This is a genomic window from Nocardia sp. NPDC004123 (assembly GCF_053603795.1).
The window spans coordinates 72,767-93,590 of sequence record NZ_JBSGGG010000020.1 but is presented as its reverse complement, the minus strand read 5'-3'; the positions used below and the strand labels follow the sequence as shown (position 1 = coordinate 93,590).

23 protein-coding genes and 1 pseudogene are annotated in these 20,824 nt (G+C 67.4%); 10 read left to right on the top strand and 14 right to left on the bottom strand.

The annotated features are described in order from the left end of the window. Positions 1-29 precede the first annotated feature (29 nt). From ACWEQQ_RS28245 to ACWEQQ_RS28220, 6 genes are all read left to right on the top strand, one after another. Positions 30-245, top strand: a complete 216-nt coding sequence (locus ACWEQQ_RS28245; protein ID WP_452350365.1) for a hypothetical protein — start codon at positions 30-32, stop codon at positions 243-245. Positions 246-563: 318 nt separating this feature from the next. Then, positions 564-764: a helix-turn-helix transcriptional regulator gene (locus ACWEQQ_RS28240; RefSeq protein WP_452350364.1), complete on the top strand. Its 201-nt coding sequence runs from the start codon at positions 564-566 to the stop codon at positions 762-764. Then, positions 748-2,010, top strand: a complete 1,263-nt coding sequence (locus ACWEQQ_RS28235) for a tyrosine-type recombinase/integrase (RefSeq protein WP_452350363.1) — start codon at positions 748-750, stop codon at positions 2,008-2,010. Before ACWEQQ_RS28240 ends, ACWEQQ_RS28235 begins: the two co-directional genes overlap by 17 nt. A gap of 76 nt (positions 2,011-2,086) precedes the next feature. After that, positions 2,087-2,851, top strand: a complete 765-nt coding sequence (locus ACWEQQ_RS28230) for an ATP-binding cassette domain-containing protein (RefSeq protein WP_452350362.1) — start codon at positions 2,087-2,089, stop codon at positions 2,849-2,851. Continuing rightward, positions 2,848-3,831: an ABC transporter permease gene (locus ACWEQQ_RS28225; protein WP_452350361.1), complete on the top strand. Its 984-nt coding sequence runs from the start codon at positions 2,848-2,850 to the stop codon at positions 3,829-3,831. The genes ACWEQQ_RS28230 and ACWEQQ_RS28225 overlap by 4 nt, the downstream gene beginning before the upstream one ends. Positions 3,832-3,859: 28 nt before the next feature. Continuing rightward, a complete protein-coding gene (locus tag ACWEQQ_RS28220; protein ID WP_452350360.1) occupies positions 3,860-4,840 on the top strand; it encodes an ABC transporter substrate-binding protein in 981 nt (326 codons plus the stop codon). A gap of 57 nt (positions 4,841-4,897) precedes the next feature. Here the strand turns inward: ACWEQQ_RS28220 and ACWEQQ_RS28215 are convergent, their stop codons facing one another. Together ACWEQQ_RS28215 and ACWEQQ_RS28210 are read right to left on the bottom strand one after the other, a co-directional pair. Beyond that, positions 4,898-5,179: a hypothetical protein gene (locus tag ACWEQQ_RS28215; protein WP_452342730.1), complete on the bottom strand. Its 282-nt coding sequence runs from the start codon at positions 5,177-5,179 to the stop codon at positions 4,898-4,900. Between the two features lie 321 nt (positions 5,180-5,500). Next, positions 5,501-6,388 carry an alpha/beta fold hydrolase gene (locus tag ACWEQQ_RS28210; RefSeq protein WP_452350359.1) on the bottom strand — a complete coding sequence of 296 codons (888 nt, stop codon included), beginning with the start codon at positions 6,386-6,388 and terminating at the stop codon, positions 5,501-5,503. 228 nt (positions 6,389-6,616) lie between these two features. On the opposite strand from ACWEQQ_RS28210, the pseudogene ACWEQQ_RS28205 reads away from it, so the two are divergent. Further along, positions 6,617-6,706 (top strand): annotated as a pseudogene (locus tag ACWEQQ_RS28205) (hypothetical protein); the annotation flags it as partial. A gap of 108 nt (positions 6,707-6,814) precedes the next feature. On the opposite strand, the gene ACWEQQ_RS28200 reads toward ACWEQQ_RS28205, so the two are convergent. Beyond that, entirely contained in the window at positions 6,815-7,780 is a 966-nt protein-coding gene (locus ACWEQQ_RS28200) for an NAD(P)/FAD-dependent oxidoreductase (RefSeq protein WP_452350358.1), read from the bottom strand. Between the two features lie 82 nt (positions 7,781-7,862). On the opposite strand from ACWEQQ_RS28200, the gene ACWEQQ_RS28195 reads away from it, so the two are divergent. Further along, positions 7,863-8,447, top strand: coding sequence for a helix-turn-helix domain-containing protein (locus ACWEQQ_RS28195; protein ID WP_452342726.1), 585 nt, complete (start codon positions 7,863-7,865; stop codon positions 8,445-8,447). Between the two features lie 27 nt (positions 8,448-8,474). Here ACWEQQ_RS28195 and ACWEQQ_RS28190 read toward each other — a convergent pair whose 3' ends face one another. The 7 genes from ACWEQQ_RS28190 to ACWEQQ_RS28160 all read right to left on the bottom strand — a co-directional run bounded on the left by ACWEQQ_RS28190 (position 8,475) and on the right by ACWEQQ_RS28160 (position 14,993). Further along, entirely contained in the window at positions 8,475-9,101 is a 627-nt protein-coding gene (locus ACWEQQ_RS28190; RefSeq protein ID WP_452350357.1) for a TetR/AcrR family transcriptional regulator, read from the bottom strand. Between the two features lie 108 nt (positions 9,102-9,209). Further along, the gene (locus tag ACWEQQ_RS28185; protein WP_452350356.1) at positions 9,210-10,706 is read right to left on the bottom strand and encodes a flavin-containing monooxygenase; all 1,497 of its coding nucleotides are present in this window, start codon (positions 10,704-10,706) and stop codon (positions 9,210-9,212) included. Beyond that, positions 10,703-11,560 carry an SDR family NAD(P)-dependent oxidoreductase gene (locus tag ACWEQQ_RS28180; protein WP_452350355.1) on the bottom strand — a complete coding sequence of 286 codons (858 nt, stop codon included), beginning with the start codon at positions 11,558-11,560 and terminating at the stop codon, positions 10,703-10,705. The genes ACWEQQ_RS28185 and ACWEQQ_RS28180 overlap by 4 nt, the downstream gene beginning before the upstream one ends. Beyond that, positions 11,544-12,446: an alpha/beta fold hydrolase gene (locus ACWEQQ_RS28175; RefSeq protein ID WP_452350354.1), complete on the bottom strand. Its 903-nt coding sequence runs from the start codon at positions 12,444-12,446 to the stop codon at positions 11,544-11,546. The genes ACWEQQ_RS28180 and ACWEQQ_RS28175 overlap by 17 nt, the downstream gene beginning before the upstream one ends. Further along, the gene (locus tag ACWEQQ_RS28170; protein ID WP_452350353.1) at positions 12,443-13,804 is read right to left on the bottom strand and encodes a cytochrome P450; all 1,362 of its coding nucleotides are present in this window, start codon (positions 13,802-13,804) and stop codon (positions 12,443-12,445) included. The genes ACWEQQ_RS28175 and ACWEQQ_RS28170 overlap by 4 nt, the downstream gene beginning before the upstream one ends. Positions 13,805-13,961: 157 nt before the next feature. After that, positions 13,962-14,246 carry a hypothetical protein gene (locus ACWEQQ_RS28165; RefSeq protein ID WP_452350352.1) on the bottom strand — a complete coding sequence of 95 codons (285 nt, stop codon included), beginning with the start codon at positions 14,244-14,246 and terminating at the stop codon, positions 13,962-13,964. Between the two features lie 102 nt (positions 14,247-14,348). Beyond that, complete coding sequence (locus ACWEQQ_RS28160) at positions 14,349-14,993, bottom strand: TetR/AcrR family transcriptional regulator (RefSeq protein WP_452350351.1); 645 nt, start codon at positions 14,991-14,993, stop codon at positions 14,349-14,351. A gap of 151 nt (positions 14,994-15,144) precedes the next feature. On the opposite strand from ACWEQQ_RS28160, the gene ACWEQQ_RS28155 reads away from it, so the two are divergent. Further along, positions 15,145-16,089 carry an oxygenase MpaB family protein gene (locus ACWEQQ_RS28155; RefSeq protein ID WP_452350350.1) on the top strand — a complete coding sequence of 315 codons (945 nt, stop codon included), beginning with the start codon at positions 15,145-15,147 and terminating at the stop codon, positions 16,087-16,089. 12 nt (positions 16,090-16,101) lie between these two features. Here ACWEQQ_RS28155 and ACWEQQ_RS28150 read toward each other — a convergent pair whose 3' ends face one another. Further along, positions 16,102-17,418: an alpha/beta hydrolase gene (locus tag ACWEQQ_RS28150; RefSeq protein ID WP_452350349.1), complete on the bottom strand. Its 1,317-nt coding sequence runs from the start codon at positions 17,416-17,418 to the stop codon at positions 16,102-16,104. A gap of 346 nt (positions 17,419-17,764) precedes the next feature. Here ACWEQQ_RS28150 and ACWEQQ_RS28145 point away from each other — a divergent pair, with 346 nt between their 5' ends. After that, positions 17,765-18,166, top strand: a complete 402-nt coding sequence (locus tag ACWEQQ_RS28145; RefSeq protein ID WP_379388994.1) for a hypothetical protein — start codon at positions 17,765-17,767, stop codon at positions 18,164-18,166. A 6-nt stretch (positions 18,167-18,172) separates the two neighbouring features. Here the strand turns inward: ACWEQQ_RS28145 and ACWEQQ_RS28140 are convergent, their stop codons facing one another. The 3 genes from ACWEQQ_RS28140 to ACWEQQ_RS28130 form a co-directional block, all read right to left on the bottom strand. Then, positions 18,173-19,252 (bottom strand): calcium:proton antiporter, encoded by a 1,080-nt coding sequence (locus ACWEQQ_RS28140; RefSeq protein WP_452350451.1) that lies wholly within the window; start codon positions 19,250-19,252, stop codon positions 18,173-18,175. A gap of 287 nt (positions 19,253-19,539) precedes the next feature. Continuing rightward, positions 19,540-20,424: an ectoine hydroxylase gene (thpD, locus tag ACWEQQ_RS28135; RefSeq protein ID WP_452350348.1), complete on the bottom strand. Its 885-nt coding sequence runs from the start codon at positions 20,422-20,424 to the stop codon at positions 19,540-19,542. A gap of 9 nt (positions 20,425-20,433) precedes the next feature. Next, a complete protein-coding gene (locus tag ACWEQQ_RS28130; protein ID WP_379388996.1) occupies positions 20,434-20,823 on the bottom strand; it encodes an ectoine synthase in 390 nt (129 codons plus the stop codon). Position 20,824: the final 1 nt, after the last annotated feature.

Below are 20,824 nucleotides of genomic sequence, written 5' to 3'. Positions count from 1 at the left end.
CAGGATGTGTCCGCGGCACAGCAAACGCGATGAATGGCAAGCGATTCCATGGCCAGGCTTGCCCTTTCCCGATACCGCCGCTGCCGCCACCGCTGCCGCTGCCGCTGCCGCTGCCGCTGCCGCTGGGCGATTGTGCGCAGGTCGTGAACCCCATTGCCATCCATGGCTATCTTTTAGCGAACCTAATCCTCTTGCAGTGCAAGACGAAAACAAGAATCTTGGAAGGTGCTCCGGTCAACAGCTAGGCCGTAGCAACACCAAAGCGCCCAGCAGGCGAGTACGGGATGTCTAGCCGCGGTGAGACTCCGATCGGCGACAGACGTGAGCACCGCCTGGTCGTGGACAGCGACAGGCGTGAGCCACCGGATCTTCGCAGGCTCAGCCGCGCCGTCATCGCGCTGGCGAAGGAATCCGAACCAGCTGAGGAGGAACAATCACCCCGGCCGCGACAGGTCGGCCCGCGCGCTTCTGCTCGACGGCCTGCCGTATGCGTGCCCACCGCGCCGCCGGGATGCAACAAGTTTCGGCAATTGATTCAACGAGTGCATTGGAGGCTGGGAGAGATGAGTGACAGGTTGCTGCGCGCGAAGCAGCTGGAGGAGCTGACCGGGATTCCGGCAGCTACCTGGCGGTGGTGGGCGCATATCGAGGCTCCGGACAAGCCGGTGAGTTTCAAGCTGGGCAAGCGGCGACGGGTGTGGCGCGAGTCCACGGTGCTGGCCTGGATCGCTGAACAGGAGGCCCAGGGTGGCCACGCGGCGTAATCCTCGGGCCGGGGTAGAAGATCGCTGGTACAAGACGATCGCCGAAGCCGACCCGGTGACGGGTGCGGTGAAGAGCACGCGGTTGAAGTCCAAGCAGTACGGCAGGGGCAAGCGGTGGCGGGCTCGCTACGTGGACCCGAGCGGGATCGAGCGGGCGCGAGCCTTCGACACCAAGATTGCGGCTCAGAGGTTCCTCGACGGCGAGGTGACGACCAAGGTCGTGACGGGGACATGGGTGGATCCGGATCGGAGCGGCGTGCTGTTCTCGGTGGTAGCGGAGAAGTGGTTCACCACGAAGGCGCTGCGCAAGCTGAAGACCAAGGCGGGCTATCGATCGCTGCTCGATACTCTCGTGCTTCCGCGGTGGGGGTCGATTCCGCTGCGGGACATCGAATTCGAGGACATTCAGGAGTGGGTGGTGCGCCTGCTGGAGTCGGGCAGCTACCGGTTCGAAGGGCGCGGCCTGTCGCCGTCGCGAGTCATTCAGGCATACCAGGTGCTCGACCAGGTATTGCGGTTCGCGATCAAGTCCAAGCGTTTGGCGACCAACCCGGCTGAAGAGGTCGACCTGCCCAGGGTGTCTCCGGCGGAGAAACGGTACCTGACGCACGCGCAGGTGTTGCGGCTGGCGATGGCGGCCGGCCGATTCCGCCCGTTGGTCTTCACGCTGGCCTATACCGGTATTCGGTTCGGAGAGGCCATCGCGTTGCGTGCCTCGGCGGTGGACATCGATGCTCGGCGAATCACCGTGTCCCACTCGGCAACTCATGTCGCATATGAGGGCATCGTGGAGACCGACACCAAGAATCACACAGCGCGGTCGGTGCCGATTCCGGAATTTCTCGGCAACGAACTCCGGAGCGTGCTCGATGGATTGACGCCGGATGCCCGGGTATTCCCCGGGCGTGAGGGTGACTGGTTGTCGCTCGGTGAATTCCGGTGGGTATTCGACAGCGCGGCGGTCGCGGCAGGGATCACGGGGGTGGTGCCGCACGGATTGCGCCACACGGCAGCGTCTCTCGCGATCAGCGCCGGCGCGAACGTCAAGGTGGTCCAGCGGATGCTGGGGCACAAGACGGCGACGTTGACGCTGGACCTCTACGGCCATCTGTTTCCGGACGATCTCGACACCGTGGCGGCGGCGATGAACGCAGGTGCGCTCACCGCTGCGGACGAACTGCGGACTGAGACCGGGAACGCGCAAACCTCCAGCGCTCAAAATGGCGAACTGCCAGCGGTTTCCTGACTGCCTCGGGTAAGGTTCGAGTCTTAATCGAGCGGACCGGACGTCCGCTCAGTCGATGTCGCCGGGGTGATCGCCGATGCCAGCCGTGGTATTGGAAGCCGAAGGGCTTCAGAAGCGGTACGGCGGTGTGGAGGCCTTGCGCGGGGCGGGTTTTCAGGTCGGTGCGGGCGAAGTGGTGGCACTGATCGGCGACAATGGCGCCGGGAAATCCACACTGGTGAAATGCCTTTCGGGGGCCGAACAACCCGATGGCGGGCGGATTCTGCTGGACGGCAAGCCGGTTCGGATGGCGTCGCCGAGCGCGGCACGACGGCTCGGGGTGGAGACGGTCTACCAGGATCTGGCCGTGGCCCCCGATCTCGATCCCGCCGCCAATCTCTTCCTCGGGCGCGAGTTGCTCCGCAGGGGGCTGCCCGGGCGGCTGGGGATGCTCGATCGCAAGGCCATGAGAACGCAGGCGGCCGAGCACTTTCAACGACTCGGTGTCGTGCTGCCCAGTGCGGATGTGCCGATCGGGTCGCTGTCGGGCGGGCAGCGGCAGACGGTCGCGGTGGCGCGGGCGGTGATGTGGGCCAGCCGGGTCGTCTTCATGGACGAGCCGACCGCGGCGCTCGGCGTGGTGCAGCGGGAGAGGGTGTTGGATGTCATTCGCCGCGTGCGCGATCAAGGTATCGGGGTGGTGCTGATCAGCCACAATATGCCCGAGGTGCTGGCCGTCGCCGACCGTATCGAAGTGTTGCGGCTGGGGCAGCGGGTCGCCCGCTTCACCGCCGCCGACGCCACGTTGGAGCAGTTGGTGGGAGCCATGACCGGCGCGCTCACCACGGAGGATCAGTCATGAGGCGGCTGGCCGGGACCGGCACGTTCTGGATCGGCTGCGTGCTGGTCGTGCTGTACGCCGCGTTCAGCATCGTGCGGCCGGACGCCTTTCCGACCCGATTCACGCTGCAGACCTTGCTGATCGAGACGTCGGTGCTGCTGGTGCTGTCGATCGGGATGACATTCGTGATCGTCACCGCGGGCATCGATCTGTCGGTGGGGATGGTGCTGATCTTCTCCGGCGTGCTCGCGGCCAAGACCATGGAGTGGCTCAGTCCGGGCGAGGATGCGACGCACGCGGGCTGGGGCATCATTCTGCTCGGGCTGCTGATATCGCTGGCGGGTGGGGCGCTCTGGGGGCTGGTGAACGGAATTCTGGTGGCCAAGGCCAAGATTCCGCCGTTGATCGTGACGCTCGGATCGTTCGGGGCGGCGCTGGGAGCGGCGCAGTTGATCACCGGCGGGGTCGATACCCGCACGGTTCCCGGGAAGCTGCGTGACTCACTGGGTTTCGGCACCATGCTGGGCGGGATTCCGGATCTGGTGCTGGTGGCGGTCGTCGTGACGGTGGTCGGAGGCTGGCTGCTGCACACCACTCGGTTCGGCCGGTACACGTTTGCGATCGGTTCCAGCGCGGAGGCTGCGCGGCGGGCCGGGATCGGGGTCACGCGGCATCTGATCCTGGTGTATCTCATGGCCGGAATGCTCTCGGGCCTGGCCGGTTTCATGAATCTCGCATACTTCGGGACCACCACGATCGCGGGCCACGGGACCGACAATCTCGATGCCATCGCGGGGGTGGTGATCGGCGGGACCAGTCTGTTCGGCGGGGTGGGGTCGGTGCTGGGCACCGTGATCGGGGTGTTCATCCCGTCGGTTTTGCGCAAGGGCTTCGTCATCGCGGGGGTGCCGGTGTTCTGGCAGCCCATCGCGGTGAGCGTCGTGCTCGTGGCGGCCGTGTGGTTCGACCAGATCCGCAGGCGGTCCCGGGACCGGAAATAACACAACGTAGTTCGAAGGTGAGGGCCTGATGATGAGGACCGGTGGACGGGCGGCCGTAATGGCCGGCGTAGTGGTGGCGGTGGCCGGGCTACTGGCGGGATGCGGTGGCTCGGTGAGCAATTCGGGCAAAGCTGACGCGAAGAAGCTGGTGCTCATCCCTGGCGTCGCGAACGAGCCCTTCTACATCTCGATGCAGTGCGGCGCCCAGGACGAGGCGAAGAAACTCGGATACTCCCTGGACACCCAGGCCCCCACCCAATTCGACGCCTCTCTGCAGACACCGATCGTCACCGGCGTCATCGCCAACAAACCCGGCGCGATCCTCATCGCGCCCACCCACGCCCAGGCCATGGCCAGCCCGATCAAGCAGGCCAAGGACGCGGGCATCAAGGTCATCGAGGTGGACACCGCGCTCGACGACACCTCCATCGCCCTGTCCTCCATCTCCTCCGACAATGTGAAGGGCGGCCAACTGGCCGCGGTCACCCTGGCGAAACTGGTGGGCGACAAGGGATCCGTGCTGGTGATCAACACCAAGGCCGGTACCTCCACCACCGACCAGCGCGCCCAGGGCTTCGAGGACGAACTGAAACAGAACCACCCGGGCATGTCGTCGCTGGGCGTCCAGTACAACAACAACGAAGCCGCCCAGGCCGCCTCCATCGTCACCGCCACCCTCGCCGCCCACCCCGACCTGGCCGGCATCTTCGCCACCAACCTCAGCTCCGCCGAGGGCGCCGCCACCGGCCTCCGCAACGCCGGCAAACTCGGTCAGGTCAAGGTCGTCGGCTTCGACGCCAGCCCCAAACAGGTCCAAGACCTGAAGGACGGCACTGTCCAAGCCCTCATTGCCCAAAACCCCTCCGACATAGGCAAACAGGGCGTAGACCAGGCCGACGCCGCCCTCCAGGGCAAGCCCGTCACCCGCAAAATCCAAACCGACATGATCGCCATCACCGCCGACACCATGTCCACCAACGACCAGTACTTCTACGAAAGCAAGTGCTGACCGAACCACCGCTTCCGAACACGAGGGCGCAGCAGGCCTAGCCCAGTCAGGCGCAGCTCAGTACTGCTGGCGATCGACGCGGTGCGATAAGCGCTGCGTGAAGGTTTCGGTCCACGCAGCCGACTCCGATTCCTCCGCAGTCCCCGTGGCGCGTCTCCTCGCACGCAGATTGCCCGTGCGCCCGCCTTGTTTCACCCCGCCGGGCCGGGCCTGCAACGCCAAAACCCGCACCCCCCATGAGACATAGGCCTCGATGCTCATCCCCGCGCACTCCGCGGCATCGCGCAACGTGAGCCAATCATCCTCACCCACCGTCACCACAATGTCCTTGCTCGACATAGCGATCAACGTTAGACCTTGCAGACCGTCCAGACCCGTTAGTAGCCTGCAAATATCTCGTTCAGCCGCTGATCGCCCCGTCCGGACAGTCAAACGGACCCAACCCGCGCGCCGTAATGCCAAACGCCAGAGCACCGGTCGTATCTCGCACCTTCGGCCGGCAGGCAGCATTTTCTTGCCAATTCCAAAGGCACAGTGCGTGATCAGAACGGTTGAGCCAGATATGACTCGAACGGCTCGTTCACGCACTGACCCGTAATTTGGTGCGGCCGAGCGCATCACGCTGAACTGGGTGCCCGCCGACTGGTCTGAGAAGCTCGCTCAGCCTTGCGACGCGTGTCGCTGGATGAGTTCGTATACGGGCTTGGGGTCTTCTATTTGGGGGTAGTGACCCAGACCTGGCAGTCGAGTTACCGGCGTGTTCGGCCTGAGGTTCAGAACTGCTTGCAGTACGGCCTCGGTGCAGATGGGATCCAGACCCGCCCAACCGAGTTCCAGCGCGCCCAGCCAGGTGCGTAGTGCGTTGTGCCAGCGCGTGGAAGTCGGGGGTGTGACGCGTTCGTGGTTGTAGTAGATGAGTTTGTCGAGCATGCGATGACCGTCGTTGTGGGACAGCAACGACCACTGGTCGGCTGTCTCCTCAGCGGTGAGGGGATGCGCTGCGGAGAAGATACTGCCGAGCGAGCGACGGAAGGAGAATTCGCTCGTCGCTCGGGTGACGAGCGGGCCGAGCCGGCTCAGCAAGAGTTTCTGTCCGAGCAGCAGGCTGGCCTGTTCGCGGACCAGGCTCGCATTGAACAGCAGAGCCGATTTCAGCGTGAACGACAATGTTCCATCGATGTCGCGGGCGAGGAGTTCGGTGGCGACCGAGCTGCCCATGTCGTGGGACACCATGACGACGGGTTCGCCCCCGTACCGCTGCACGAGTTCCTCGGCGATATCGGCTTGAATTCGCAACGAGTACTGCGTATCTCGCGGCTTGTCGGACAGCCCGAAACCGAGGAAGTCGAAGGTGAGCAGGCGGTGACCGTCGATCGAGTCGAAGGCGTCCCGCCAGTCGTAGGAGCTGGACGGGTAGCCGTGCAGGAGAACCAGCGGCGGCAGGTCCGGGGAGCCTGCTCGTTCACGGACGAAGATCCGGTGGCGTCCGACCTGTTCGAAGGTGCCCGATCGCTGCCAGGCCGCGACGCGTGGGGTCAGATCCGCCATCTCTACCCTCCTGTGGGCGACAGCCGTCGGTTCGCCATCACCCTAACAAATTGCACTGTCCATGCAGATTGTTCGCGGGGTGAACGTGCCGATTCCCCGCGCTCAGTAGTTGTCGCCGAAAGCAGCGCGCTGAGTCCGTTCCAGCAATCGCTGAACATCCGGGCCAGCGGCGGCACGGGCACGCCGGCCGCGTCGTCCGGGCCCGCTACGGAGAGCAGCCAGGCGGGCATGAATCGCCGCGTCCAAAACGGAGCTGTCCTGTCCGCGCGGCGCATTCAGGGCACGTTGAGCGGGAATCAGACCCAGATCTCCGGGCACTTCACCAAGGAGACGGCCGAGAATCTGGCGGGCGGCCTGCGGTTCGGTGCGCTCCCTGCGGTATTCACCGAGTGGGCCGGACCGGCGTGGGCCGGTCCGGCCGGCTGGTCAGGCGGTGGCCAGGGCGCGATGGGCTTCGACTGCCTGGCGGGTTTCTTCGGTTACCAGGTCGGCGTTGATGTGGGCGCCGGCCATGGCGCCGGCGGCGGCGGAGTTGCCTACCTGGGCCGAGATGTCGGTGACGTTGCCTGCGGCCCAGACGCCGGGGGTTTCGGTGCGGCCGGTGGGGTCGGCGGGGATGTATTCGCCTGCGCCGGTGGGGTGGGAGGTGGGGGTCAGGCCTAGATCTGCCAGGAAGGCGGCGCGGGCGACCATGCGGGTGGGGGCGGCCAGGATCTCGCGGGGGATGAGGGTGTTGTCGGCGAGGCGGACGCCGGAGATTTGGTCGGTGGCGATCTCTATGGCGGCGACCTCGCCGGTGACGACGCGAATTCCTCTGGCCGCCAGCTGTTCCGACTCCTCCTCGGTGGGAGGGGTGTTGGTGTGGGCGAAGTAGACGACGTCGTCGCTCCACTGGCGGAAGAGGAGGGCGAGGTGAATTCCCATGGGGCCCAGGCCGAGGACGCCGATCGGGCAGTCCCGGACCTCCCAGCCGTGGCAGTACGGGCAGTGGATGACATCATGGCCCCAGCGCTCGCGCAGGCCCGGGATATCGGGGAGTTCGTCGACCAGGCCGGAGGTCACCAGCAGGCGGCGGGCGCGGACGGACCGCCCGTCGGCCAGGGTGGCGACGAATTCTTCTCCGTCCCTGACGATTCCGGTCACTTCGCCCGGAACCACGTGTCCGCCATAGCCGCGCACCTCGTCGCGGCCCCGCGCCAGCAGTTCCGACGGCGGCACGCCTTCGCGGGCGAACAATCCGTGCACCCTGTCCGCGGGCGCGTTGCGCGGGCTGCCCGCGTCGATCACGACCACCGAGCGCCGGGCTCGGGCGAGCATGAGCGCCCCATTCAGTCCGGCCGCGCCGCCGCCGACCACCACCACGTCATAGCTGCTGTTCAGCTGATCGGTCATTGATGACCACCTCCTGCCTACGACCATGCGGACCATGCCGCGATCCTGGCAACCTACTTTGCCGATATGGCAAACTGAGGTCATGACCGAGGATATCGACAGAGCCCTGGAAGGGGTGGGACTACGGCTGCGTGAGCTGCGCAAACAACGCGAGACCACGCTGGCGGAGCTGTCCGCCGAGACCGGCATCTCGGTGAGCACGCTGTCCCGCCTGGAGTCCGGTGCGCGCCGCCCCACCCTGGAGCAGCTGCTCCCGCTGGCCCGCGCCCACAATGTGACCCTCGACGACCTGGTGAACGCCCCGCTCACCGGCGACCCGCGCGTGCACATGCGCCCGATCAACCGGGGTGGCATGCAGATGCTGCCGCTGACCCGCCGCGTCGGCGGCATTCAGGCCTTCAAGATCGTGCTGGGCCCGAAATCCGGTCGCACCGAACCCAATCCGCAGACCCACGAAGGCTACGAGTGGCTGTACGTCCTCAACGGCCGGCTCCGGATGATCCTCGGCGTGCACGACCTGATCCTGCACCCGGGCGAGGCCGCCGAATTCGACACCCGGGAACCGCACTGGTTCGGCGCGGCCGACGACGAGCCGGTCGAATTCCTCAGCCTCTTCGGCAAACAGGGCGAGCGCGCCCACTTCCGGGCCCGCCCCAAGGGAGACTGACGGGCCCGCCCCAAGGGAGACAGACGGCTATCCCTGATACCGCGGCCCGATCAGCGCCAGCGCGGTTTCGACTGCTACATCGATGATTTCGGTGATGTCCCGCCCGTCCTCCACGGTGGAGGCGATGAGCTCCCGGAACCCGCCGTAGAGGATGGTCGCCATCTGCCGCGTCGGCGGATGCAGTCCGGCCGCCTGGAATCCCGCTGTGGCGGTGAGGTCCTGGATGAGCGTGATGAACGATTCCGCGGCGTCCCGGTGGAGTTGCCGCGCCCGCTCCCCCAGCGCCGGGGTGTCGCGGATCCAGGCCAGGGTGATGCAGGTGTCGTCACGGGAGGCGCCGATCCACGCCTCGATCGCCTGATGGATCTGGGTGTCCCAGGGCGCGGTCGGGTCCACGGCCGCGTAGATCTGCTGGACGGTGTCGTTGTTGCGTTCGGTGAGCATGGCGACGAAGCAGTCCTGCTTGTCGACGAAGTGCTCGTAGAAGGTCCGCCGCGAGGTCCGCGCCAGGCGGACCACATCGGCGACGGTGGTGTCCCGATACCCGCGCTCGCGAACCGCGTCGGCCATGGCATCCAGCAGCCGCCGCCGGAACCCGGAGTCGGTGGCGGGTTCGGCGCTGGTTGTGGTGTCGGCGGTATCGACGTGGGTCACGAGTATCAGCCTAGTTTCTCCGATCTCGGTGAGCATCGCAGCATGTCGGTGTGTTCGCGGCGGTACCACTCACACCCGGTCAGGCGGCGGTGTCACCTCACACCCCGGTCAGGCGGTGACCTGTTCGGGACCGCGTTCGGCCGCGGCGGCAGTAGGAGCCGGGCGGCGGCCGAAGCGGATGGTGCCGTCCTCGATTCGCCCGTGCCGCAGGGTGATCACATCCTGGGCGTAGTTCATGCCCAGCCGCCACGGCGCGCGCGATCCGGCCTTGGGGAAGCGGTCCATGGACCGCAGCACGTAGCCGGCCTGGAAGTCCATCAGCGGCGCGGTGGTCACCGCCGGATCCGGCCAGGGCGTGGCCTGGGAGTATCCGTGAATGTCCATGTGCCGCAACAACCGGCACACGAATTCCGCGACCAGGTCGGCCTTGAGCGTCCAGGACGCATTGGTGTACCCGATGGTGAAGGCGAAGTTGGGCACACCGCTGAGCATCATGCCCTTGTAGGCCATGGTGTCCGGCGGCTGGATCTCGCGCCCGTCGACGGTGAGCCCGATGCCGCCGAGGGCCAGCAGGTCCAGCCCGGTGGCGGTCACCACGATGTCGGCGGACAGTTCCGCGCCGGATTGCAGCTTCACCCCGTCCGCGGTGAACCGCTCGATCCGATCGGTCACCACCGAGGCCCGCCCGTCGCGGATGGCCCGGAACAGGTCCCCGTTCGGGACCAGGCACAGCCGCTGATCCCACGGGTTGTAGGCCGGGTTGAAATGCGTGTCGACGTCGTAGCCCTCGGGCAGCTGCTTGATCGTCAGGTCCCGGAAGAACTTGCGCATCATCTGCGGCCGCCGCTGGCTGAGCTGATAGATCAGTGTGCCGACGGCGACGTTCTTCCACCGCGTGATGGCGTAGGCCCGCCGCGTCCCGAACCACCCGCGCAGCTTGGTGGCGATGGGGTCCACGCTGGGCGCGGACATGATGTAGGTCGGCGACCGCTGCAGCATGGTCACGTGCCCCGCGTTCTCGGCCATGGCCGGCACCAGCGTGACGGCGGTCGCCCCGCTGCCGATCACCACGACACGCTTTCCGGCGTAATCGAGTTCGGCGGGCCAGTGCTGCGGGTGCACGATCCGCCCGCGGAAGTCGCCGATGCCGGCGAACTCGGGGGTGTAGCCCTCGTCGTAGCGGTAGTAGCCGCTGCACAGGTAGAGGAAGTCGCAGGTGATGGTCGAGGTCATCCCGTCGTGCTCGAACCCGACGGTCCAGCGCGCCTCCCGCGACGACCACGAGGCCCCGGTCACCCGGTGCCCGTAGCGAATTCGCCGATCGATCCCCGCATCGGCGGCCGTCTGGCGAATGTAGCCGAGAATGGCGGGCCCGTCCGCGATGGCCTCCGCCGCCACCCACGGCCGAAACCGGTACCCGAGGGTGTGCATATCCGAGTCCGACCGCACCCCGGGGTACCGGAACAGATCCCAGGTCCCGCCCATGGCCTCGCGCGCCTCGAAAATGGCGTAGCTGCGTCCCGGGAACGCGTCCTGGAGATGATGCGCCGCCCCGATGCCCGACAGCCCGGCCCCGACGATCAGCACGTCCACGTGTTCGGTCATTGCTTCGCTCCCTTCGCGGCCCGGGCGCGCACCAGGCCCATCACGACCGACAGCACGTCGAAGTAGTGCGTCGGGGTCACCCGCGCCAGTGTGTCGAACAGGTAGGCATCGGGTCCGACGAGAACGCGCGCCTTGCCGCGTTCGACTCCGCGGCAGATGATTTCGGCCGCCTGCTCCGGCGTGGTCATGGTCATGGCCTCGAATTCGGCGGCCATCTGCTCGTGGGTGCGGCCCTTGCCCTCGGGATCCTTGCGCACCCGGCCGTTGCGGGCGATATTGGTCCGGATGCCGCCGGGATGCACGGTCACCGCCGAGACGCCCGTGCCCCGAAGTTCCTGCCGCAGTGCATCGGTGAACCCGCGCACCGCGAATTTCGCTGCGCAGTAAGCACTCTGATACGGCATCCCCGCCAGCCCGAACACGCTGGAGGTGTTGACGATGGCGCCGCTGCCCTGCTCGACCAGGATCGGCAGGAACGCGCGCGTCCCGTTCACCACCCCGTCGAAGTTGATCTGCCGCAACCATTCATCGTCCGCGGGCACGCTGTCGAGCACCGAGGAGGACACCGCCACCCCGGCATTGTTGAACACCGCGGCCAGGGGCGCGGGCAGCCACTCGCGCACCTCGTCGGCGAAGGCCAGCTGATCGGCCGCGTCGCGTACATCCAGTACGCGGGTCAGCACCGGCCCGCTGAGGGAGGCCGCCGTCTGCTTCAGTCCCTCGGCATCGATATCCGCGATGGCCACCGGCGACCCACGGCGAGACAGCAATTGGGCCAGTCCCCGCCCGATTCCGGAGGCCGCGCCGGTGATCATGACCGGGTGGCCGGACAGCGGCCTAGAGGTTCGGGGCATCGGAACTCCTGGATTCGGCGGTGCGGACGTGCGAGTCGATGAGGTCGGCGAAGGTGGGCCAGAGTGCGGCGGGTAGATCGTGACCCATGCCGGGGAGGGTGTGCAGGCGCGCGCCGCGGATTGCCGCGGCGGTGACCTTGCCGCCGGTCGGGTTCACCATGCGGTCGCGGTCGCCGTGCAGGACGAGGGTGGGCGCGGTGATCGTCCGCACCTCGGCGGTCCGGTCGCCCGACTTCATGATTCCGGCGAGCTGGCGTCCCACTCCCGCCGCCGGGCGCGGATCACGGTCCCAGGTGGTCCCCGCGGTCGCGCGAATCCTGGCCTCGTCGAACGGATATCCCGCCGAGCCGATGTGCCGGTACATGCCGACCGCGCGGTCCAGGTGCTCCTCGCGGGTCCCGGCGGGCTTGCGGAACATGCGCGCCCAGGTGGACAGCGCGGGACGCCCCACCCGCGCCGCACCGGTGGTCGAGAAGATCGACGTCAGCGAGGACACCCGAACCGGATAGCGGGCCGCGACGGTCTGCGCGATCATCCCGCCCATCGACATGCCGACCACGTGCGCGGACCGCCAGCCGAGGGTGTCGAGCAGCCCGACGGTGTCGAGGGCCATGTCCCCGAGATCGTATTGCTGTGGGTCCCAGCGCTTGCGGGCCATCGCCAGCCCGCCCGGCGGCCGGAACCCGGCGTGCGTGGAGGTCCCCACATCGCGATTGTCGAACCGCACCACGTCGTATCCGCGCACCACCAGCTGCCCGATCAGCCCGTCGTGCCATTCGTGTTTCTGCTGCCCGAGCCCGGCGATCAGCAGCAGCGGCACGCCCGATCCCTCCCGCTCGTAGGTGAGGGTGATCCCCCGCCCGACCTCGGCCACCCGCTCGCTCATGCGGTCACCTCGGCGCCACGCTCCACACTGGTTTCGGCGGCCTCGACCGCCGGCGGCAGCGGTGCCCGCCGATACACGACGGCCCGCCCCTTCTTCGCCGGAACCAGTGCGACACCGCGGAAGTGCGCGCGCTCATCGGGCGCGTCGGTGGTCTCGAGTGTGAAGTCCCGCAACAGCACCCGCAGCACCACGTTCATCTCCATGGTCGCGAAGGCCGCCCCGATGCACCGGCGCGCGCCACCGCCGAACGGAATCCAGCTGAAGGTCCCCGGCCGGGCGCCGACGAATCGATCCGGATCGAAATCCCGTGGGTTGGTGAACAATTCCGGATTGTCGTGCATGAGCCGGATGCTCACCATCACGTGCTGCCCGCGCGCCAGCGTCCACCGGCCCAGTTGCAGCGAGTCCGTCCGTACCTTGCGCACGGTGGCGTCGATGACCGGCCGTACCCGCTGGGTCTCCAGCAGTGTCGCCTCGCGCAGCGCGGACCCGCCCGCGTCGTTCTCCTCGACCAGGCGGCGCAGGATGTCCGGATGCCGCCGCAGCCGTTCGACGGTCCAGGCCAGCGAGGTGGCGGTGGTCTCGTGCCCGGCGGTGAGCAGGGTGAGCAGTTCGTCGGCGATCTCGCTGTGCGTCATGGCCGAACCGTCGTCGTAGCGGGCCTGCAGCAGCATGGCCAGCACGTCGTCCCGCTCGCTCAGCTCCGGATCGGCGGCCGCGCGCCGGATGAGCCGTCCGACGATCTCGTCGTACTGCGCGCGGTAGGCGGCGAACCGCTCCCACGGCCCGAAGCGCCCGAACAGCCTGCGCGGCACCGGAAGTGCCGCCAGCGCCGACCCGACCAGCACCAGTTTCGGGAGCAGCGCCCGCAGCTGGTCGAATTCCGCGCCTTCCGCGCCGAAGACCGCCCGCAGGATCACGTTCAGGGTGATCCGCATCATCGAGTCCATGGTCGCGAACTCGCGCCCCGACGGCCAGCCGGCCATCTCGCGGACGGCCTCCTCCTCGATGAGCGATTCGTAGACCGCCAGCCGTCGCCCGTGGAACGGCGGGGTGAGCAGCTTGCGCTCCTTGCGGTGCTCTTCCCCGCGCAGCGCGAAAAGCGAACCGGGGCCGAGGAATTGGCCGAGGTTGGCGTCGACATTGTCCACCAGATCGGTGTGTGTGGTGAACAGCGCCTTGACCTCGGCCGGTTCCGACAGCACGAGTGTGGGCCCGAAGCGGGGCATCGCGACCATGAACGCCGATCCGTAGCGCTGGTGCAGGCGACGCCAGGCCCGGGTGCGCCCGGCCAGGATCTCGATGCCCTGCACGAAGGCCGGCGTGGTTGGTCCGTCGGGCAGTGTCACTGTGGTCATGCGCCATCTCCCAGCCTGGTACATCTGCGTACCACCAGCACGGTACGCGTCTGTACCGACTGTGGCAAGGGTCACGTTCCGGACGCGAGAGGGCCAGGTGGCAGCCCTCAGCGAGTCCGGTCGGCGCGACGACCGGAACGCTGCCAGGAGAGGTCGACTACTGCGCCGACCGCAACGGGTGAGCGGGATCGAAGATCGAGATCGGCGGGCTCTCCCCCGCCGGATGCACCTGGAGCTTGCCGGTGTCGTCGATGAGGATGCGCCGCCCCGGATATGTCCGTCGAGCGATCTCCACGTCACGCTCATCGAACTGGTCGCAGCCGGTGAAAACCAGTACGCCGTAATGCAATTCGGTGGCGTACACACTGGCCGGCCAACGATGTAGCCAGACGTCGAGATCGAAGAGGGCATCGGGTTTGGGCAGGTCAGTGCCGACCGTCATGCGGGCATACTAGGCCCGCCCACCTGAGTTCCGCACGCGCACATCGGCGAGTCGCCGTATGGATCGCGTCAATGTTGCGCCGCCGGTTACCCAAAAACAGGGTCAGCGGGTGCCGACCAGCAGGTGGACGATGGCCTGGACGAAGCCTTCGATGCGCTCGCGGGGATAGGCGTCCGGTTCGCTGACGGCCAGGCGGCCGAGCATTTCGGCGATGGTCAGCAGTGAGTTCGTCAGTAGGCCGGAATCGATTCCGGCCCAGCGCGGATCGGCGATCAGACCCATGCGGACCAGCGCCTCGGCTCGGTCGAAGATGCCGGCGCGGGAGCTGCGGATGGCCTCGCGATATTCGTCGGGGGCATTGCCCGGGCCCGCGAGCAGCAGTCGCCAGCGGGTCGGATTACGCAGGGCGACATCGACGAACGCCTCGACCGTGGCGGAGGCGGCGACGACCGGGTCCGCGCCGAGCAGGTCGGTGGGCAGGGTGTCGGCGACCTGCTCCAGGGCGCGCTCGCGTTCGCGTTCGAGCAGCGCGGCGACCAGCTCCGCACGGGTCTTGAAGACCGTGTACAGCACGGGCTTGCCGACACCGGCCTCGGCGGCGACGGCCTCCATGCTCAGCTCGTGCAGCTCGGCCTGCTCGAGTACGGCGAACGCGGCGTCGAGCAGCTGGGCCCGGCGTTCGCCCGGGGGCAGGCGGGGCGCATAGCGCCGCCGCGGCCGGTCTGCCGTCACATGGGGTTTGCTCACTGCCGCTCCACCTTCACCGGCCCATTCTGTCATCCCGGATAGCGAGGTCACGTGCCTGTCCGGGCTAAAGCTACGACCCCGTTGTATTCGGCGACCACAATTGCTACGGTGGCGTTGTATTCCATGGGATCGAGCCTGCAGAGGAGCCCCAGTGACCTTCGATCCGACCACTCTCCGCCGCGATGACTACGGCTTCTTCGGCCCGGATTCGCCAAGCTGGAAGGTGTGGACCGCACCCACCGCGGTGATCGGCTTCCAGCGCGCGGTGACCCTCGAGCACTTCGATCCGTTCCTGACCGCGGCCGTGGCCGACACCGGCAAGATCTACTCCGAGCCCCGCCACCGCCTCGACGCTACCTTCGCGTACTTCCTGATCGTGGCCATCGGCGATTCCCGCACGGCCATCCAGGCCTCCGAGCACCTGATGACGGTGCATGCCGAGAACACGGGCATCGAGCCGATCAGCGGGCAGCGCTACAGCGCCAATTCCCCCGAAACCCAGCTGTGGATCCACATCACCGGCTGGCACTCGGTACTCAAGGCCTACGAAATGTTCGGGCCCGGACTGACTCCCGAGGAGGAGGCCCGCTACTGGCAGGAGTGCCGGATCGCGGCCGAGCTGCAGACCTGCAAGCCCGAGGAAGTACCGGTCACGCGCGAGGGCGTGCAGGAGTATTTCGCGAATGTCCGTGCGCGCCTGTGTACTTCGGAGCGCGCCCAGGACGGCATGCGGCAGCTGCTGTTCACCTCGCCGCGCCACGGCGCGGGCTGGACGTACGCAATCGGTGCACGCCTGCTGTCGTTCGCCTCGATTGCGACGCTGCCCAAGTGGATGCGCAAGCTCGGCCAGTTCGACCGCCCGGGCATTGTCGACCTGCTGGTGAGACCCGCTGCGCGCGTCCTGGTCCGGCTGTCCTCGCTCTTCGACAAGGCGGGTCTGATCATGGCCGCCCCGATCATCGCGCCGATGGCGGGGCAGATCCTGGAACAGCACCTGAAGGCGGAGGCCCCGGCCCGGCTCGAAACGGTCACACCGGCCGCCGCCCGCGAGCTCTACGGCCGTCGAGGGCACCGAACCGTCCCTGCCGCAAGCTGATTAGATGCGACTTCATCGGCAGGTGAGGTCCTGATCCGGACGCGTGCCGTCGCGCAGGAAACGCTCGACGGCATCGTTCGCGCAGGCGACCGGCGAGGGATACACGCCGTGCCCGCCGCCGTCGACCGCCACCATCCGGGCACGGTCACCGAACGCCTGCCGCAAGTGCAACGCGCCGCTGTACGGGGTCTGCGGATCCCGGAGATTCTGCAGCAGCAGCACATTCGACGGTCCGGACGCGGTAACGACTGTGCGTGGCGCGATCGGATATGGCCAGAACGCGCACGGGGAGAGGCCGCGCGGCATGCCCGCGGTGAGCGGGTATCGGGCTCGATCCGCGGCTACGGCGGTCGCATAGTCGTCCGCCGACGTCGGCCAGGCCACGTCATTACACAGGGTCGCCACCATGACCGCGGTCGACGCCTGGGCCGCGGGCTCCGGCGGGGAGAGCCGCGCGGCAGGCAGGGCGTCCGAGCGCAGCGCGGCATTGATCACCTGAGCGACATAGGGAAACCGCTGATCCTTGGCTAGTCCGTCGAGCAGGATCTGCCGTAATCCGTTGCCGCTCAATGCCGCGGTCTCGGCACCCGGCCACGGCAACGGTGCGCGATCCAATCGCGCCGCCAGCGTGAGGAACTGGTCCCGCACCGCCTCGGGCGTCTCCGCCACCCGGTCCGGATTCCCCTCGGTCGCGGCCCACCGCGCGAAGTCCGGAAACCGATCCTCCGCACCGACGGCGGAATTCCCCAGCCAGGTCCGCTCGACCCGCTCGGGATCCGGATCATCATTGCTGTCCAGCAGGATCCGATCCGTGTGCTCCCCGAAGAGGGTGGCGTACACCGACAGTACATATGTCCCATAGGACGTTCCCCACGCCGCGATCCGCTGTTCCCCCAGCGCTTCCCGGATCCGGTCGATGTCCCGCGCCTCGGTCCGGCTCCCGATCGACCGCACCAACGCACCCCCATCCCGCACGCACGCCTCGGCCACCCGCCGCTCGATCGCCACATTCTCCGCGATCCCGCCGTTGGCGTCCGGCCACGGCCGCAGCCGCTCCGTCGCCAGATCCTGTTGCGCGAGATGGCAATTCGCCGCGGTGCTCGCTCCGAGCCCGCGCGGATCGAACCCGATCAGGTCGTACTCGTCCCGCACCGACTCCGGCAGCGTCTGCCCCGCGGTGGACGGCAGATTCAGCCCGCTGCCACCCGGCCCGCCCGGTACGAGCAGCAACACCCCGCGCCGATGCTCCGGATGCGCACTCCGAATCCGCGACACCGCAAGGGAAACCCGCTCCCCCTCCGGATGCTCGTAGTCGAGTAGCACCGACACCGTCGCGCACTCCTGCCGCGAATCGACCCCCACCCCCTGACACGCGGCCCACTCGATGCCCGAGCTCGAATCCGACCGGCAGCCGACGAGCACAGACGACACCACCACTGCGAGCCCCACCGCCGCCCCAACGCGAATTATTGTCTTCACACCGCCGAACGTAGAAACCCCGAACACCGACCCGCGTCACCCCACGGTGCCACCCGCCGCTCCCCCTACGGGACTATCGGGCAGCTGGCGGTGACGGTCCTGGGTGAAACGCCAGTGTTGCGTGATTGAACATAATCGACCGAGTTCGATAGGCTCGGGGTTTGGCGTGCGGGCCGATCGAGCCGAGGGTGATGCGATGAGGCAAGCGTTCGATGCTTGGAAGCGGGCGGTGACCCGGGGTGCCAGTACCCGGGCCATTGCGGAGAAGCTGGACAGCAATGGGCCCAGGATCAAGCGACATTTGGAGGAGTCGGATCCGCCGGTGGCGGACACGGTGATCGAGCTGGCGCGGGCCTACGGGGTGAATCCGGTGGAGGGGTTGATCGCTGCCGGGCTCATCACGCGCAGCGATGTCGATCATGCTGCAACGAAGGACGCGCTTGCCGAGGTGCCCATGTTGCAGTTGCTGGAGGAGGCCGTGGAGCGGGAGCGGCGGGCCGTGCGGCGGCGGGCGCCCGAGGGTGAGCAGGCGGCGGACAGCGAGGAGCGCCGGAGCCGGCGGTTCCGGCGCAAGGTCGGCGAGGGGACTGCGGAGTAGGCGTTCCTACGGCGCGACCGCGAGAAAACCGAACGCCGCGAAGAGCGAGAGGTGCACCGTGCCCTGCAGCAGGGTGGCGCGGCCGGGCACCACGGTGAGCATGCCGACGACCACTGTTATTGCCAGCAGCACCATTTCGGTCGCGCCCAGACCGAGCAACAGCGGGGTGTCCAGCCAGATCGAGGCGACCGCGATGGCCGGAATCGTGAGGCCGATGCTGGCCATGGCCGAGCCCAGTGCCAGATTCAGACCGACCTGAACCCGACCGCCGCGCGCGGCACGCACAGCGGCCAGCGCCTCGGGCAGCAGGACCAGCATTGCGATCACCACGCCGACCGCCGAGCGCGGCAGCCCCGCTGCGTCGACACCGGATTCGATGGCCGGGGACACCGCCTTCGCCAGACCGACCACCCCGACCAGAGCGGCGATCAGCAGTCCGCCGCTGATCCACGCGCGGCGCCCACTCGGCCGCTCCGCGTGCTCGTCCTCGTCGTCGGTGCCGGGCTCCACCGGGAGGAAATCCTCTTTGTGCCGCACGGTCTGCATGGCGATGAAGCAGCCGTAGAGCACCAGTGAGGCGACAGCCGCGAAGGCCAGCTGGGCGGGCGAGAAGTGCGGTCCGGGTTCGCTGGTCGTGAAGGTCGGCAGCACCAGGCTCAGCGTGGCCAGGGTCGCGACCGTGGCCAGCGCCGCACCCGTGCCCTCCGCATTGAAGACCGCGACCCGCCGCCGCAACGCCCCCACCAGCAACGCCATTCCGAAGATGCCATTGCAGGTGATCATGACCGCTGCGAACACGGTGTCGCGGGCCAGTGGCGCGGCCTTGTCCCCGGCCGAAACCATCAGCGTCAGAATGAGTCCGACCTCGATGATGGTCACCGCAATGGCCAGCACCAGCGCGCCGAACGGCTCGCCGACGCGATGCGCGACGACCTCGGCGTGATGCACCGCGGCCAGTACCGCCGCCAGCAGGAGAGCGAATACCGGGATGTCGGCCAGCAGCGACAATTCCCGGCCCCACACCCCGGCGAGCATCACCACCGCGAGCAGGGGAACGACTACGGTCCAGCGAATCTTGTCCAGCAGCAAAGGTTCCTCAGGGTCACGGGATTCGACGAGCGCGGAAATCCCTCGGACGCAGCCGAATCGACCGGGCACGCGCTGGTCGACCGGCGCGTGCCCGATGTTCGACCCACGTCAAACCATAGAGGTACGATGCAACGTTCCACAATCACAATGAACCATTGTCGTTCCATCGAGCATGGTCAGCTCAGACATATCGCCAGCTCAGACTGCCCATCCGAGAAATATGTGATCGCACCCACATGGAACGACATCGGCATACGAGACGAAACCCTCTGCAACTCCCCCATTCACACCAGGGGGGTGAAGTCCCGGCTCGCGAGGTACTCCGGCCGCGGATGCGGCGCGGCATAGGGATCGAGCAGCGTGTTCTCGACACTGTTGAACACCAGGAACAGATTCGAGCGCGGGAATGGCGTGATATTGCCCGCCGACCCGTGCATGAGATTCGAGTCGAACAGCAACGCCGAACCCGCCCGCCCGGTGAACTGCGTAATGCCGTGCTTCCCGGCCAGATCCGTGATGGCCGCCTGCGACGGGACGCCGATCTCCTGACCGCGCAGGGAAACCCGGTGATGATCGGCCGGCGTCTCACCCTGACAGGGGACGAAAGTGCGATGCGAGCCCGGCATGACCATGAGGCTGCCGTTGAACGGGTAGTTGTCGGACAGCGCGATCGACAGGCTCACCGCCCGCGGCGTCGGCATGCCGTCCTCGGCGTGCCAGGTCTCGAAGTCGGAGTGCCAGTAGAAGCCGGTGCCGGTGAACCCGGGCATGTAGTTCACCCGGGTCTGATGCAGATAGACCTCGGAGCCGAGAATCTCGCGCGCCAGACCGGCAATCCGCTCCTCGCGCACCAGATCCGCGATCATGGCGCTGAGCCGGTGCACCTCGAACAGGGAACGCACCCGATGCGACTCGCGCTCGATGATCACGCGCTCGTCCAGCACGAGGTCGGGATCGCCGGTCAGCCGCTGGATTTCGGCCGCGACCGCACCGACCTCGTACGGATCGAGCAGGCTGTCGACCACGGCGTAGCCGTTGTCGTCGAAATCGGCGAGGGCATGGCTGCCGATCTCACCCCACACCGTCGGGTCGTCACGCTCGATCGGCGGGGTGCCGACCACCGTGCGGGTGCGATAGCGATCGATTCTTCCGTTGTCGGACACAGTCATTCGAAACTCCTAGTCGACGGCGACGAGCGGGTACACACCGTGCTCGTCGTGCACCTCCTGCCCGGTCACCGGCGGATTGAACACGCAGAGCATGCGCATCCGGGTGCGGGCGAAGAGGCGGTGCCGTTCATGGCCGTTCAGCAGATACATCGAGCCGGGGCCCAGCTCGTAGGTGGTGCCGTGGTCGAGATCGACCAGGGTGCCCTCGCCCTCGACCAGCCAGACGGCCTCGATGTGGTGCTGGTAATGGAATTCGTGGACGGTCTCGGCGTCGATGGTGGTCTCGTGGAACGAGAACCCGACCCGGTCGCCGCCGAGCACGATGCGCTTGCTGCGCCAGCCCGGGCCCGCGACGTCCCGATCGGTGCCGGTAATCTCGGCGGTGGTGCGCACGATCATG